Below are 14,196 nucleotides of genomic sequence, written 5' to 3'. Positions count from 1 at the left end.
TTTAGGTTCTGATTTATATAGATAATTTAAACTAAAACCTCAATTTAACCTCACGCCTGCCATTGCATTGCAATTTTTATTGCTCCAATCCTAACATTGCAACTATCAATGCTGCTGAGGGATTCCCATCCCAGGTCTTCCCTCCCAGCTGACCGTTTCAGGCTGTCGCTTAAGCCTGAAACCGCTACCGGAGGAATGGATCAACATGTATCAAAACTTTGGACAGTTTATTAACGGCGAATGGCGTCAGGGCAGCGGTGCAGAACCGGTGATCGTCACCGATCCCGGCAACGGGCAAACGCTGGGTGAAATTGCCGCCGCCTCTGTTGCCGACACCCAATCTGCGCTGGCCAGCGCAGAAGCGGCGCTGGTCGCATGGCGAACCACCTCAGGCTGGGCGCGGGCGGATTTGCTGCAGGCGATGGCAAAAGAGATGACGGTATTGGCGGCAGAGGCCGCACAGATCATCTCGAAGGAGAGTGGCAAACCGTTGGCGCAGGCCAGGCGCGAATGGGAATTATCGACCGACCAATTTATCTGGTACGCCGAAGAGGCGCGTCGTATCTATGGCCGCATTGTAGAAAGCCGGGTGCCAGGCGGACGCTGTGAAGTGTCGCACGAACCGGTCGGCGTGGTGGCGGCGTTTACCGCGTGGAATTTTCCGGTGGTGCTGGTGGCACGCAAGCTTGCACCCGCGCTCGCGGCTGGCTGCACGGTGGTATTACGTCCATCCAGTGAAGTCCCCGGCTCCGCCATGATGATTTTTGAGTGCCTGCGCAAAGCGGGACTGCCGGCTGGCGTGGCAAATTTGGTTGTTGGGCCGACTGCCGCAACCTATGAACCCTTGATTGCTTCGCCCGTGGTGAAGAAAGTCTCACTAACCGGCTCAACGCAACTCGGCCAGCAGATGATTCGGGATTCAGCGGCCACGATTAAGCGCCTTAGCATGGAGTTGGGCGGCAACGCGCCGGTCATCGTCTATGACGATGCCGATCTGGAAAAAGCGCTCGACCTTTCCGTGGCCACCAAATTTGCCAACTGTGGCCAGGTTTGTGTCACTTGCGATCGCTTTTATGTCCACCAAAGCCGCTATCACGACTTCGTACAAGGCTTTGCCGAGCGTGCGAAAAAACTCAAGGTCGGTTACGGGCTGGATGAAGGCACGCAAATGGGCCCGCTGATCAATCCTCGTCGCCTCAAAGCCATCGAGGCGATCGTGGCGGATGCGCGCGAGAAAGGAGCACGCATCGTGGTCGGCGGCGAACGTATCGAATTAAACGGCGGCTACTTCTTCGCTCCAACCGTGATTGCCGACGTCCCCGACGATGCGCTGGCGATCGCCGAAGAAAATTTTGGTCCGATTGCCGCCATCACCTCATTTAGCGACAGCGACGATCTGTGGCGCCGCGTTAATAACTCTGATTTTGCCCTCTCCGCTTACGCCTTTACCCGCGATCCGGCCCGCATTCGTGAAACCGTGGCGCGCCTCGAATCCGGCATGGTCGGTATTAACAGCTATGCGCTGGCCGCTGCCGAAGTGCCGTTTGGCGGCGTGAAAGCCAGCGGCATGGGGCGTGAAGGCGGAAGTGAGGGTATTCACGACTATATGAACATCAAACTGGCGCAAATCGTGCTGTAAGGAACGGATTGATGAAGCTGAATAATATCAAAGCACGCTGGAATGCAGGGCAAACCGTACTCAATGGCTGGCTTAGCATCGCCAACGCCTTCACAGCTGAAATCATGGCTGAGCAAGGTTACGACGCGCTAACCATCGATTTGCAGCACGGCTTTGTCGGCTATGAGCAGGCAACGCATATGCTACAGGCGATGCGCGCCAGCGGCGTTGCCCCAATGGTGCGCGTGCCCTGGCTAGAGCCGGGCATCATTATGAAGTCACTGGATGCCGGTGCATGGGGCATTATCTGTCCGATGATCAGCACCGCAGAGCAAGCGCAGACGCTGGTCTCCTGCGTGCGTTATCCACCCCACGGTAGCCGCAGTTTTGGCCCAACGCGCGTGACATTCTCCGCTGGCCAGGATTACGGCCAGCAGGCCGACGATCACGTGGTGTGCCTGGCGATGATCGAAACCGCCGAAGCCTTTGACAATATCGAAGCGATTGTCGCTACCCCCGGACTGGACGGCGTCTATATCGGCCCAGCCGATCTGACGTTAGGACTTACCGGCAGAAAATATCGCACGGGTTTTGATCGCACTGAACCGGAAATTGTCGATGCGATTAAGCATATTCTCGTCACTGCGCATCGTGCTGGGAAAAAGGCGGGGCTGCACAATGGTTCTGCCGCTTATGCGGCCAACGCGGCGCAATGGGGATTCGATTTAGTCACGCTTTCTAACGACGTCCAGCTGTTGCGTGGCGCAGCAGCCAGTAGCGTGCAGCAATTCCGCGAACTCAACGGTAACGGCCAGGCAACGCCATCAACCCAGCCGGGAGGTTACTGAGATGCCAAACATTCTGGTTGCCGGAAAAATTCATCCGGCCGGGCTCGATATTCTGCATAACGCGCCTGGATTCAACGTGCAGTTGGTGCACGAGGTCAGCGTGGCGAGTTATGCGCCCTTTATTGCCGAAGCGGATGCGCTATTAATCCGTACGCAGCCGCTTACGGCTAAAGAGATCTTTGCTGGAAAAAATCTGCGCATGGTGTCACGTCACGGCGTGGGTTATGACTCGGTTGACGTTGCCGCCCTTACCGAACGCAACATTCCGCTGACCATTGTCGGCAATGTGAATTCACTTTCCGTGGCGGAACACACGCTGTCCTTGCTGCTGGCTCTGGCAAAACGCATCTGCTATTTCGATAGCAGCATTCGTGAGGGTGAATGGAATCGTCGCAACAGTTTTTCCGCCGTAGAGGTGGCTGGCAGAACCTTATTCATTCTCGGTTTTGGTCGCATCGGCCGTGAAGTGGCGCGCCTGGCGAAAAGCTTTCGCATGAAAGTCATCGCTTACGATCCTTTCCTGCCCGATAACAGTTTCGTAGAAAGCGGCGTAACCCGCGTTGCAGACATCAATGAGGGCCTGCAACAGGCCGATGCGGTGACTATCCATCTGCCTTTAAGCGGTGATAAAGCGGTGATTGGCGCGGACGAACTGGCGCTAATGAAACGCCACGCCATTTTAATCAATACCGCGCGCGGCGGCATTGTCGATGAAGAGGCGCTGGCAACCGCCCTGCAAAACGATGCATTGGGTGGCGTGGGTCTTGATGTATTACAGCAGGAGCCGCCCGCGCTAAATACCGCGCTACTGGCCCAGCGCGACAAATTAATTCTCAGCCCACATTCCGCAGGACTGACCGAAGAGGCGGCGATGCGCATGTCGATTTCCGCTGCCACCAATATCGTCAATTTTTTCACTGGTCAGCTCGATACGGATCTGGTGGTCAATAAGCAGGTTCTGGCGCTTAACGACCTGATGAGCCAATTGCCCTGATAACAATAAACCTCTCGACCCGGAGAACATCATGCTCAAAATTGCCATCCTCGGCGCTGGCCGCATTGGCCAGGTTCATGCCGCCAACGTGGCGCGTCATAAAGACGCTCAGCTGGTTATGGTTGCCGATCCCTTTATTGAAAATGCCCATGCGTTATCTGCCCTGTGGGGCGGCCGCGCGGTGCAAGATCCGCTTGAGGCGATTAACGATCCGGCTGTCGATGCCGTGGTGATCGGGACACCGACCGATACCCACGTTGAGCTAATGCTGGCCGCGGCCAACGCGGGCAAAGCCGTGCTGTGCGAAAAACCGGTCGACCTTGATATCCACAAAGCTCTGGCGGCCGAAAAAGCGCTGGGCGAGAAGGCCAGCAGAGTGATGCTGGGTTTCAACCGTCGCTTCGATCCAGGCTTTAACGAAATTCATCAGCGCATTGCTCAGGGAGATATTGGTGACCTGCACCAGGTGGTGATCACCAGCCGCGATCCTGGTTTGGCACCGTTGAACTATCTCAAGCATTCCGGCGGTATCTTCCGCGATATGGTGATCCATGATTTTGACCTCGCGCGCTGGATTTTGGGTGAGGAACCCGTTGAGGTGTTTGCCACCGGCAGTCGCCTGTTTGAGCCTTCGCTGGAAGCGTTAGGGGATTACGACACGGTGATGGTGCAGCTGCGCACCGCCTCCGGTAAACAGTGTCAGATCAACTGCAGCCGCCAGGCGGTATATGGCTACGACCAGCGTCTGGAAGCGTTTGGTTCTGGTGGCATGATGATCAATGACAACCATCGTGAAACCACGGTGCGCCATTTTGGCGCCCAGCACACCGAAGTGCGTGGCCCGCTGCTGGACTTCTTTATGCAGCGCTACACCGATGCCTATCGGCTGGAAGTCGACGCTTTCATTCAAGCCATCGGCAACGGCAGCGCGCTACCTGTCACCATTCATGATGGCTGTCAGGCGCTGCGACTTGCCGATGCCGCTCAGCTGTCAGCCGACACTCAGAGCGTAGTGAAATTGAATTAAGGACTTTATTGGCAAGGACGCCACCCTAATTTTCGTTATTACTCTTTAAATCACGCACAAAATTAAGCGCGTTGTTAGTAAACCCTACGTAAGTGAAGTGAATAATAAAACACCCGACATCAGATTAGTTCTGAGACTAATAATTAACGTGGAAGACCATTATGAAAAAATTCATCTTACTCTGTCTTACCTTACTTTCGCTAAGCCCTGCAGTGAATGCCGTACAGGTTGGCGTCAGCATCGCCCAAATGGATGATGTATTTCTCTCTCGCCTGAGAGGCTATATTATCGAGCAGGCGAAAACCCATCCGGATATGAAAATTCAATTTGAGGATGCTCAGGGCGCCGTTGATAAACAATTGAGCCAGGTGCAAAGTTTTATTAACGGTAAAGTCGACGTAATTATTGTTAACCCGGTTGATACCCAGGGAACCAAAAATATGGCTGATGCGGCACGCGCCGCTAAGGTCCCCCTCATCTTCCTCAACCGTATGCCTTCAGATGCGAAAATGGGTGATGGCGTGAGCTATATCGGCAGCGATGAAATAGAAGCCGGACGTTTACAGATGCAGTATCTGGCAGATCAAGTGAAAGATCGTAAAAGCGTTAACGTCGCCATCATGAAAGGGTTATTAAGCAATGATGCTACCCGCTTCAGAACCCAGGGAGCAAAAGAGATCATTGCCAAACATCCTAATATGCATGTGATTGTTGAAGATACCGCGAAATGGATGCGTGAAGATGGCATGAATCTGATGAATAACTGGATTCTATCGGGAGACAAAATAGATATTCTTTCTGCCAACGCAGATGAAATGGCTATTGGTGCCGCCATGGCCATTAAAAGTAATGGCATTAAAATTGGTAAAGATATTTTAGTCGGTGGTACCGACGGCGGACCAAATGGATTGCAGGCGATTAAAACCGGCTTACTTACCGTTACCGTATTCCAGGATGCAAAATCACAAGCTTATGGCGCGGTGGATATGGCAGAAAAAGCGGCCAAAGGTGAAAAGGTCCAGGATATTAACTTTATTCCGTTCCAGTTAGTCACACCGCAAAATTACCAGAAGTTCATGACAAATTAACCGTCGTTTTTTTCTGTGTCTGACGTTGGCACCTGTGAAGGTTGCAGGTGCATTTTTTAATTTGGAGACGTTATGAAAACCATTAAAGGCCCTGCGGTATTTCTGGCGCAGTTCGCTGGCGACGATGCACCATTTAACTCTTTATCTGGCATGGCTGGCTGGGCAGCGGAAAAAGGATTTAAAGGCGTTGAAATTCCCAGCTGGGATCATCGCCTGATTGATTTGGCGCAAGCCGCCGAGAGCCAAACCTATGCGGATGAGATCCTTGGCGTGCTGGCTGAACATGACCTGCAGTTGACCGATTTAGCCAGCCACTTGCAAGGACAGCTGGTTGCGCTGCACCCTGCGTTTGATTTACCCGCCGATAGCTTTGCCCCAGCCAGTCTGCGCAATGACCCACAAGCACGCCAGCAGTGGGCAACTGAACAGCTTTATCTCGCAGCGCGCGCATCACGCCGCTTAGGCCTGGAGAAACATGTCACTTTTTCCGGCACGCTGCTGTGGCCATTCCTCTATCCCTATCCGCAGTGGCCAGAAGGCTTGATTGATGAGGGCTTCAACGAGCTGGCACGGCGCTGGACACCGATTCTTAACGCATTCGACGAACAGGGTATCGATCTTTGTTATGAAATCCACCCCACGGAAGATTTGCATGATGGTTTGACCTTTGAGCGTTTTTTGGAAAAAACCCACAACCATCCACGCTGCAACATCATGTATGACCCCAGTCATCTGATATTACAGGGCATCGATTACCTGACCTATATCGATCACTACCACCCACGCATCAAGGCTTTCCACGTTAAAGACGCTGAATTTAGGCCGAATGGTAAAACCGGCGCCTATGGCGGCTATCAATCCTGGACCAGCCGCGCTGGCCGCTTTCGTTCACCCGGCGATGGCCAGACCGATTTCAGCGGCATTTTCTCTAAATTGACCGGCTACGGCTTCGATGGCTGGGCAGTGCTGGAGTGGGAATGCTGCTTTAAAAACCCGGAAGATGGCGCACGTGAAGGCGCGCAGTTCATCAGCGACCACATTATTCGCGTTACCGATAAACCGTTTGATGATTTCTGTAAGTCCTGGGCCGACCCATCACTTAATCGTAAAATTTTGGGCATTGAAGGAGCAAAACATGCATAGGTCACCGTTGAGTGGACGTCGTATCCGATTAGGCATGGTTGGCGGTGGCGAAGGTGCCTACATTGGCGGAATCCATCGTTTTGCCGCACGTCTTGACGATCAGTATGAACTGGTCGCGGGGGCGTTTGACGTTGATGCCGAGCGCGGGCATCGCTTTGCAGCGCAAAACTACATCGCGACCGAGCGATCTTACCGTGATTATGCCAGCATGGCGCAGGCTGAGGCGGCACGCGCTGACGGCATTGATGTGGTCGCCATCTGCACCCCAAACTTCACCCACTTCCCCATCGCGAAGGCTTTCCTCGAAGCCGGCATTGATGTGATTTGTGAGAAACCGCTCACCACCACGTTACAGGATGCTGAAGCGTTGGCCGAGGTTGTGAGTCAGACCGGACGCTTTCTGGGTGTCACTTATACCTATTCTGGCTATCCGCTGATTGTGGAAGCCCGGATGCGCGTCCAGGCCGGGCTGATTGGCAAAGTGCGAACGGTGCAGGTGGAGTACCCGCTGGAGTGGATGGCAACCGGCGTCGAGCTGAAAAACAATCAGCAGGCGGCATGGCGAGTCGACCCGCAAAAGAATGGGCGCGGCGGCTCGATTGGCGATATTGGTACCCATGCTTATCATCTCGCGGGATATGTGACCGGCTTAAAAGCGGAGAGCGTGATGGCTGATCTAGCCACCTTTGTAGAAGGACGTGCTCTGGACGATAACGCCCACGTACTGATTCGCTACGAAGGCGGCGCGCGCGGCATGCTGTGGTCTTCGCAGGTGGCGATTGGTTGTTCCAATGCGCTGCGGCTGCGGGTGTATGGTGAAACCGGCAGCCTGACATGGGCGCAAGAGCAGCCAAACGAACTGATTTACACCTCATTGGAAGGGTATACCCAGATCATTAAACGGGGACGTGACGATCTGGATGCGATAACCCGGGCGCGCACCCGCACGCCGCCCGGCCATCCTGAGGGTTATATCGAAGCCTTTACCAATCTGTATAGCGGCTTCGCGGCGGCACTGCGGGCGCGTGATGAAAAGCGTGCTGTTTCAGGCATTGGCGCAGTTATCCCACAAATCCATGATGGCCTGAAGGGCGTAGCCTTTGTCGATGCGGTGGTCGATAGCCACCAGCAGGGAACGGTGTGGAAACAACCGAAATATCGCTGATGCCCTCTGAAGCCTGACGCCGTCAGGCTTCTTAGGTGTACATGTTGTAGCGCATGATGATATTGATACGCGAATAAGGCGCATAGTTGCGCTCTTCCGGCAAAAATCCGTGAAACTCCAGCAGTGTTTTGAAAGAGTGTTGCGCATCCAGTTGCAGATTATGCTCAATCAGCGCATCGATTTTTCCCGCCTGCATCAGGGCGCGATTCTCCCGGTCCAGATCGTGCCCAACAAAAACCTTCGGCTGAATGTTACGTTCATCCAACGCCCGCAAAATCCCGCCATTTCCTCCGCCTACGGTATAAACCGCATCGATGTGAGGATGATCCTGCAGAAACAGTTGCAAGGTTTCATACATCAAATGGTCAATGCCCGATCCACCCGCGATAACCTTAATCTGATGCTGTGGGGAAAAGGATTTCATCCCCTGCTGAAAGCCGCGAATACGATCCTGCTCACCGACAAAAGCTTTATTGCCGGTAATTGCGGCAATGGTGCCCGCTTCGCTTCCCAACCACTTTGACATCAGGAAGGCCGCTGACTGGCCCGCGCTAACGTTGTCCATGCCGATATAACGCAGGCGATGACTGCCGGTGATATCCGTGACCACCGTGACCACCGGAATACGCTGCTTAATCAAATTATTAATAACTGGCACCAGCTGACTCGAATTCATCGCTTTGAGGATGATGCCGTGCGTGCTAAGCGAGCACTTTTTCAATAGCCGTTCAACTTCGTCCACCGTCATCTCTTCACTGCAGTGGAAGCGGAGCTGGATTTTAAATGAGGCGAAACTGGATATCTGGCTGCTGAACGCCTCTTTCACCAGCTCACTGAAACGCTCCGGCGTATGCATGATGACATCGAAATAAAGTGTTCGCCCTTGCGCCAGGCTGCTTTTCTGCTGCAGTTCCAGGTCGGCTAAGGCTTGCTGGATGCGGTGCTGCGTTTGAGGATGCACACGACCGCGATTATGCATGGCACGATCAATGGTGGCGAGGCTCAAACCGGACTGAGCTGAGATCTGTTTCTGGGTAAATTTAGGCATAGGTCACATGATGTAGTTGTGAGGTTTTTTTGATGTGCTGTTAATGAAATGTAGCTGCTATTTTAACACTCATCAACCCTGTCATGCCGCCTGCTGATAACCTGCTGGCGTACGATGACACTCTATCACTCCATCAATAAAATGAGGTCGTTATGATGTCACCCTATTTTGCCCGTGAAGATCAGGTCTCTGTTGAAGACTTCAAAACATTCTGTACCCAGCAGCTCGATGCCAGTGAATATCCGCTGGCGAGCGAAGCGGCGGCAAACGTGCTGATTTACGATCGTGTCACGCTGGATATAGCGGCCGAAAAAGATAAGAAAGCGTTGCTGAGCGAGTTGCACAAAGCGCTCTCATACGGCCCTGGCGTGTTCGTGGTGCGGGGGTTATTCAGCGATCTTGACGTTATTGATCGCGCCTCGCAGGTTTTCGAAACCATTATGAGCAATGAGGCCAAATCCAAAATTCAGGCCGATCACTTCTCGCGAGCGGGCAACAATGGTCGTATCTGGAATGCGCTGCAAAAACTGGGTGAAACCAGCCCGCAAACCTTCGTGGATTACTACGCCAATCCGACGCTGGAGTTAATTTGTCAGGCCTGGCTGGGCCCGGCGTGGAGCATGACCTCGCAAGTGAATCAGGTGCGCCCCGGCGGTGAAGCTCAGCAGCCGCACCGGGATTACCACCTTGGCTTCCAGCAAAGCGCATTTGCTGCAGAATTCCCGGTGCCGGTGCAGATTCTTTCGCAATATCTGACCTTGCAAGGTGCTGTAGCGCATACCGACATGCCGCTGGCGTCGGGCCCGACGCGTTTACTGCCGTGGTCGCATCAGTATGAGCTGGGTTATATCGCCTATCGTGACCCGGCGTTCGTTGAGTTCTTTAACCAAAATTACGTCCAGCTGCCGCTGGAAAAAGGTGATGGTCTGTTCTTTAACCCGGCGCTGTTCCATGCCGCAGGTAACAACACCACCACCGATCACATCAGGACCGCGAATCTGCTGCAGGTTTCCTCCGCATTTGGCGTGCCGATGGAGAAAGTGAACCACGAACAGTTACTCAAGCTGATTTATCCGTTGCTGAAAAACAGCCAGCTTACCCAGCAGGAGCTGAACACCGTAATCAACGTGGCTGCGCGGGGTTACTCCTTCCCCACCAATCTCGACACCGATCCACCGCTGGGCGGAATGGTGCCGCAAACGCAGCAGGCACTGGTACACGAAGCGGTGCAGCAAGAGTGGAGCGCCAGCCAGTTCAATCAAAAGCTGGATGAGCAAAGTACCAGAAGGGAAGCGTAAAGCGTCAGGCCGGACAGTTGTCCGGCCTGATCACTTCATCAACACCTGAAACTGCGGATTAAACTCGTCGAAAATCGGCAGCGCTGCGGCGCCAAGCGCGGCGGTATCGCTGCCGGTCATACCGATTTTTAAGCGGGTGCCGGTGAGATAGCGGCCACGCACCGATTGATACAGCGGCGGCAGGCGACGGATGATTTTGTCCAGCAGCGCGGCGGGCATCATGCCGCCGATGATCACGCTTTCGGCATCGAAGATGCACTCCAGCAGATTAATCGCCTGGCGCAGCGGCGTGAGCATGGTATCAATCCAGCGGTCGAACAGCGCCGGATCGACCTCGAGCAGATCTTCCGGCAGCGCCGTCATCGGGTCGAGGCCACAGAACTCATACGCCGCCTGTAGCGACACATAGCGCTCAAGACAGCCGTGATTGCCGCAATAGCATTCGCGTCCGCCCGGTTCAACCACCACATGTCCCACTTCACCGGCGTTATGCGCGTGGCCGCTGTATACGTGACCATCCATGATGATGCCCGCGCCCAAACCGGTGCCAATGTAGAGATAGATAAACGAGTTCAGCTGGCGCGCCACACCATGAAAACGCTCGCCAATCGCCGCTACCGTGGCATCGTTCTCCAGCGTTACCGGCACGCCACTCATCGCTGCCAGTTTGGCTTCAATATCCACCTGCTCCCAGCCGTGCAGCGTGGTGGGTCCAACCGAAGAGATGCCCTCAACGCCAAACGGTCCCGGCATCACCACGCCAATGCCGAGCACCTTTTGCCAGCGATCACCCAGTTGCGTTTTGATCTCGCTCAGCACCGCTTCAATACGCGCTAATGTGGCATCCGGCTCCGGCTTTTGCACCAGAATCAGGCGGCGGAAGTGAATTTCGCCGGTGAGATCCACCAGCACAATCAGCAGCGTTTGGTGATCAAGATGGATACCAATGGAAAAAGCGCTGGCCGGATTGAGCGTCACCGGAATGGCCGGCTGTCCGCGCCCTTGCTTACGCGGTTCGCGGCTGGTCAGCAGTTCCGCCTGCTCCAGTTCAGCGACGATGTTTGACACGGTCTGCGGGGTTAGCGCGGTCAAACGAGCCAGTTCGGCGCGGGTCAATTCGCCATGCAGGCGAATGGCTTCAATGATTACGCGACGATTGTGCGCGCGTGCATGTTCCAGATTGGTTCCCGACGTTTTCACCTTGCTCCCTTACCTCTTCAACCGCGCTGTGAATAGCCGCATCAATATCCCTGATCGCCCACAGTGATTACAACCCCTTCGGGGTGTTGAATGGGTGTTGGTTGTGCGCAACAGCAAATTGGCCATGCCGGTAGGGACACTAAATTAACTTAATAGCTAACTTCGCGTTGCTGATGAAGAATGACATATATCTTGATAGTTATTCATCGGGAAGCTGGTTAGTGAGTTTCTGGTTGATAGCAAATCTTTAGTTACTAAATGTCCGCAATGTGCCATAAGCGGAAGTTCGACATTTTGTACAGATCCTCAACACAACATTTTCTCCATGCCAAAAATTTTTTGAAAATATCGAATGGCGGAAGCCTTTCACAAGCGTCAGACAGGCAGCGCGCGATCTTTCACAACCGTTTTCATAACCAGTGTTGAGGTAAGCCGCTGCACGCCTGACATACCAGAGAGTTTTTCATCGTACAGCTCCTGAAAAGCCGGCAGGTCACGGGTGATAACATGAAGCAGATAATCCGGATCGCCAAACAGTCGCTGCGCCTGAATAATTTGCGGTATCTCCTTTACTGCCTCCTCGAAAGCACTGACCGCCTTTCGGTCCCCTTCGCGCAGGGTAACGAAAACTATGGCTGAAAAGTTCAGCCCGAATCTTGCCGCATCCAGATGCGCCCGGTAGCCGGTGATTACCCCTTCCTGCTCAAGGGCTCTGACCCGGCGCTGGCATGATGACAGGCTGATCCCCACCCGTTCCGCCAAGTCAGTGAGCGAAAGCCGCCCGTCCTTCTGTAGTTCTGCAAGAATATTGCAGTCTATTCTGTCCATTACTGAAAACCTCCCGTAATGCCTTCGTTTTTAAGCTGTAAATGAAAGCACATTCCGCATAATAAGAGATATTCTTTCTTCAACTTTTAAAAGTATTTGTCAGGTAAAAGTTTCCCCTACATGCAAGTTTCAGGCACTGATAAATGGCCGTTAAGAGATGAGGTCAATGAGGATAACGACACATGTCACTGAGTATGTTCGCCGCCTTCTGGGCTGTTTCCGTGCTTTTCGTAATCACGCCCGGCGCCGACTGGGCTTACGTCATTTCAGCCGGCATCCGGGGACGCCGCGTAGTGCCGGCGGTTACCGGCATGCTGAGCGGCCATCTAATTGCAACACTAATAGTGGCTGCGGGGGTCGGCTCAGTCATTGCAGGCACACCGGGCGTACTGACGCTCCTGAACGTAGCCGGGGCGGCCTATCTGCTCTGGCTCGGCCTCGGCATGCTGCGCCATCCAACAGCGCCAGCGGCGGGGCAGAATGATGATGCAGGTTCGCCACTGAAATGGGCGCTCAAGGGCTTTTGCATCAGTGGACTTAATCCGAAGGTTTTTCTGTTGTTTCTAGCCCTGCTGCCCCAGTTCACTGACGTCCACGCTACCTGGCCGCTTCCAATGCAGATGATCGCGTTGGGGCTGGTGCATGTAATCAGCTGCGGCGTGATCTACCTGCTTGTGGGGTATGGCTTCGGCACGGTGCTTAAAACGCGACCGCGCGCCGCACTGAACGTCAGCCGGATTTCGGGCAGCCTGATGATCATTATTGCGGCCCTACTGCTGACAGAGCAGTTTCTCTGACGCCTGGCCATAAAGGCTTGTAACAACGCATCATGCTGCAGGAACTCTATGAATACATTCAACGTCATGGAAACGTCAGCCCGGGATTTATCGCGTCTTGCAGACCGAGCAATACGGTTAGCATTGCGAAAGCGGATATTATCGCCCCCGCAACATCCCTCATCAACGTAACGAATTAGCAGAGAACACCATGTCATCTGTCACACTGACACATCTGAAAAACCTCAAGCAGCGCGGCGAGAAAATCACCATGCTCACATGCTACGACGCCACGTTTGCACACGAGCTGAGCACGGCTGGCGTTGAGATGCTTCTCATCGGCGATACGCTGGGAATGATTCTACAGGGTCATGACAGCACCCTGCCGGTCAGGCTGGAAGATATGGTTTATCACACGGCCTGCGTTAAGCGGGGAAACAACGGCGCCTTCATCATAGCCGACCTTTCATTCATGACCTGCTGCTCGCCTGAGCAGGCACTGCATAGCTCCGCGCAGTTAATGCAGGCCGGTGCGCAGATGGTCAAGATTGAAGGTGGAGAGTGGCTGTGCGACACAGTGCGTCAGCTGACGCGTAACGGTATACCGGTTTGCGCCCATATTGGACTCACCCCTCAGTCGGTTAACGTTTTTGGCGGTTTTAAAGTGCAGGGACGTGACAGCCATCAGGCGGCCGCACTGGTCGACACCGCGAAAAAGCTTGAAGAAGCTGGCGCGGCAATGGTGCTGGTTGAAGCCGTCCCCGCTTCGCTGGGCAGAACGCTTAGCGGGGCGGTGTCCGTCCCCGTCATCGGCATCGGCGCTGGCCCGGATACAGATGGACAGGTTTTAGTGCTGCACGACATGCTCGGCCTTAGCATCACCGGCAGGTCCCCGAAATTCGTCAAAAACTTTATGAAAGGTCAGGATGACATTCAGGGCGCATTAAAAAGTTACATTGCTGCCGTCAAAGACGGCAGCTTCCCGTCTGCGGAGCACTGCTACTCAGAATAAGTAACAGATGTGACCTCTTAAATTAGCGGCTTATACCTGTAATCTAGCTAAAGAGACTAATCACCGACGTCCGCTGATCGCTCATAGCGGACCTTATTTCCGCGTCCGCTTCGTGCCATCAACGGACGTTTCTAATATCTGTATGTAATAA

The 14,196-nt window shown here is 54.0% G+C and carries 13 protein-coding genes; 10 read left to right on the top strand and 3 right to left on the bottom strand.

The annotated features are described in order from the left end of the window. Nucleotides 1-205: 205 nt before the first annotated feature. The 7 genes from WFL93_RS08620 (at nt 206) to WFL93_RS08590 (ending at nt 7,883) form a co-directional block, all read left to right on the top strand. The gene (locus tag WFL93_RS08620; RefSeq protein WP_336777881.1) at nt 206-1,639 is read left to right on the top strand and encodes an NAD-dependent succinate-semialdehyde dehydrogenase; all 1,434 of its coding nucleotides are present in this window, start codon (nt 206-208) and stop codon (nt 1,637-1,639) included. A gap of 11 nt (nt 1,640-1,650) precedes the next feature. Further along, nucleotides 1,651-2,466 (top strand): HpcH/HpaI aldolase family protein, encoded by an 816-nt coding sequence (locus WFL93_RS08615; RefSeq protein WP_336777880.1) that lies wholly within the window; start codon nt 1,651-1,653, stop codon nt 2,464-2,466. A gap of 1 nt (nt 2,467) precedes the next feature. Continuing rightward, a complete protein-coding gene (locus WFL93_RS08610; RefSeq protein WP_180824201.1) occupies nt 2,468-3,460 on the top strand; it encodes a hydroxyacid dehydrogenase in 993 nt (330 codons plus the stop codon). A gap of 31 nt (nt 3,461-3,491) precedes the next feature. Beyond that, nucleotides 3,492-4,487, top strand: coding sequence for an inositol 2-dehydrogenase (gene iolG / locus WFL93_RS08605; protein ID WP_336777879.1), 996 nt, complete (start codon nt 3,492-3,494; stop codon nt 4,485-4,487). Nucleotides 4,488-4,648: 161 nt separating this feature from the next. After that, nucleotides 4,649-5,575: a substrate-binding domain-containing protein gene (locus WFL93_RS08600; protein WP_049851183.1), complete on the top strand. Its 927-nt coding sequence runs from the start codon at nt 4,649-4,651 to the stop codon at nt 5,573-5,575. A 72-nt stretch (nt 5,576-5,647) separates the two neighbouring features. Continuing rightward, nucleotides 5,648-6,718, top strand: a complete 1,071-nt coding sequence (locus WFL93_RS08595; RefSeq protein ID WP_336777878.1) for a sugar phosphate isomerase/epimerase family protein — start codon at nt 5,648-5,650, stop codon at nt 6,716-6,718. Then, nucleotides 6,711-7,883 (top strand): Gfo/Idh/MocA family protein, encoded by a 1,173-nt coding sequence (locus WFL93_RS08590; RefSeq protein WP_336777877.1) that lies wholly within the window; start codon nt 6,711-6,713, stop codon nt 7,881-7,883. The genes WFL93_RS08595 and WFL93_RS08590 overlap by 8 nt, the downstream gene beginning before the upstream one ends. 31 nt (nt 7,884-7,914) lie before the next feature. Here WFL93_RS08590 and WFL93_RS08585 read toward each other — a convergent pair whose 3' ends face one another. Then, the gene (locus WFL93_RS08585; RefSeq protein WP_336777876.1) at nt 7,915-8,931 is read right to left on the bottom strand and encodes a substrate-binding domain-containing protein; all 1,017 of its coding nucleotides are present in this window, start codon (nt 8,929-8,931) and stop codon (nt 7,915-7,917) included. 152 nt (nt 8,932-9,083) lie between these two features. On the opposite strand from WFL93_RS08585, the gene WFL93_RS08580 reads away from it, so the two are divergent. Next, entirely contained in the window at nt 9,084-10,229 is a 1,146-nt protein-coding gene (locus tag WFL93_RS08580) for a phytanoyl-CoA dioxygenase family protein (protein WP_336777875.1), read from the top strand. 30 nt (nt 10,230-10,259) lie between these two features. Here WFL93_RS08580 and WFL93_RS08575 read toward each other — a convergent pair whose 3' ends face one another. After that, nucleotides 10,260-11,429, bottom strand: coding sequence for an ROK family protein (locus WFL93_RS08575; protein ID WP_180824197.1), 1,170 nt, complete (start codon nt 11,427-11,429; stop codon nt 10,260-10,262). Between the two features lie 375 nt (nt 11,430-11,804). Next, nucleotides 11,805-12,257 (bottom strand): Lrp/AsnC family transcriptional regulator, encoded by a 453-nt coding sequence (locus WFL93_RS08570; RefSeq protein WP_336777874.1) that lies wholly within the window; start codon nt 12,255-12,257, stop codon nt 11,805-11,807. Between the two features lie 182 nt (nt 12,258-12,439). Between WFL93_RS08570 and WFL93_RS08565 the strand changes: the two genes are divergently transcribed. Both WFL93_RS08565 and panB read left to right on the top strand, forming a co-directional pair. Beyond that, complete coding sequence (locus WFL93_RS08565; RefSeq protein ID WP_336777873.1) at nt 12,440-13,054, top strand: LysE family translocator; 615 nt, start codon at nt 12,440-12,442, stop codon at nt 13,052-13,054. Between the two features lie 190 nt (nt 13,055-13,244). Continuing rightward, nucleotides 13,245-14,045 carry a 3-methyl-2-oxobutanoate hydroxymethyltransferase gene (gene panB / locus WFL93_RS08560; protein ID WP_336777872.1) on the top strand — a complete coding sequence of 267 codons (801 nt, stop codon included), beginning with the start codon at nt 13,245-13,247 and terminating at the stop codon, nt 14,043-14,045. Nucleotides 14,046-14,196: the final 151 nt, after the last annotated feature.

Origin of the sequence: Pantoea sp. USHLN256, assembly GCF_037149875.1 — a bacterium.
Taxonomy (GTDB): domain Bacteria; phylum Pseudomonadota; class Gammaproteobacteria; order Enterobacterales; family Enterobacteriaceae; genus Pantoea; species Pantoea nemavictus.
This window is presented reverse-complemented; position numbering and strand designations above follow the sequence as displayed.

Coding starts and splice junctions, on each gene's coding strand:
- panB (WP_336777872.1), top strand. CDS start 13,245: ATGTCATCTGTCACACTGACACATCTGAAAAACCTCAAGCAGCGCGGC.
- WFL93_RS08590 (WP_336777877.1), top strand. CDS start 6,711: ATGCATAGGTCACCGTTGAGTGGACGTCGTATCCGATTAGGCATGGTT.
- WFL93_RS08615 (WP_336777880.1), top strand. CDS start 1,651: ATGAAGCTGAATAATATCAAAGCACGCTGGAATGCAGGGCAAACCGTA.
- WFL93_RS08570 (WP_336777874.1), bottom strand. CDS start 12,257: ATGGACAGAATAGACTGCAATATTCTTGCAGAACTACAGAAGGACGGG.
- WFL93_RS08610 (WP_180824201.1), top strand. CDS start 2,468: ATGCCAAACATTCTGGTTGCCGGAAAAATTCATCCGGCCGGGCTCGAT.
- WFL93_RS08580 (WP_336777875.1), top strand. CDS start 9,084: ATGATGTCACCCTATTTTGCCCGTGAAGATCAGGTCTCTGTTGAAGAC.
- WFL93_RS08595 (WP_336777878.1), top strand. CDS start 5,648: ATGAAAACCATTAAAGGCCCTGCGGTATTTCTGGCGCAGTTCGCTGGC.
- WFL93_RS08565 (WP_336777873.1), top strand. CDS start 12,440: ATGTCACTGAGTATGTTCGCCGCCTTCTGGGCTGTTTCCGTGCTTTTC.
- WFL93_RS08620 (WP_336777881.1), top strand. CDS start 206: ATGTATCAAAACTTTGGACAGTTTATTAACGGCGAATGGCGTCAGGGC.
- iolG (WP_336777879.1), top strand. CDS start 3,492: ATGCTCAAAATTGCCATCCTCGGCGCTGGCCGCATTGGCCAGGTTCAT.
- WFL93_RS08600 (WP_049851183.1), top strand. CDS start 4,649: ATGAAAAAATTCATCTTACTCTGTCTTACCTTACTTTCGCTAAGCCCT.
- WFL93_RS08585 (WP_336777876.1), bottom strand. CDS start 8,931: ATGCCTAAATTTACCCAGAAACAGATCTCAGCTCAGTCCGGTTTGAGC.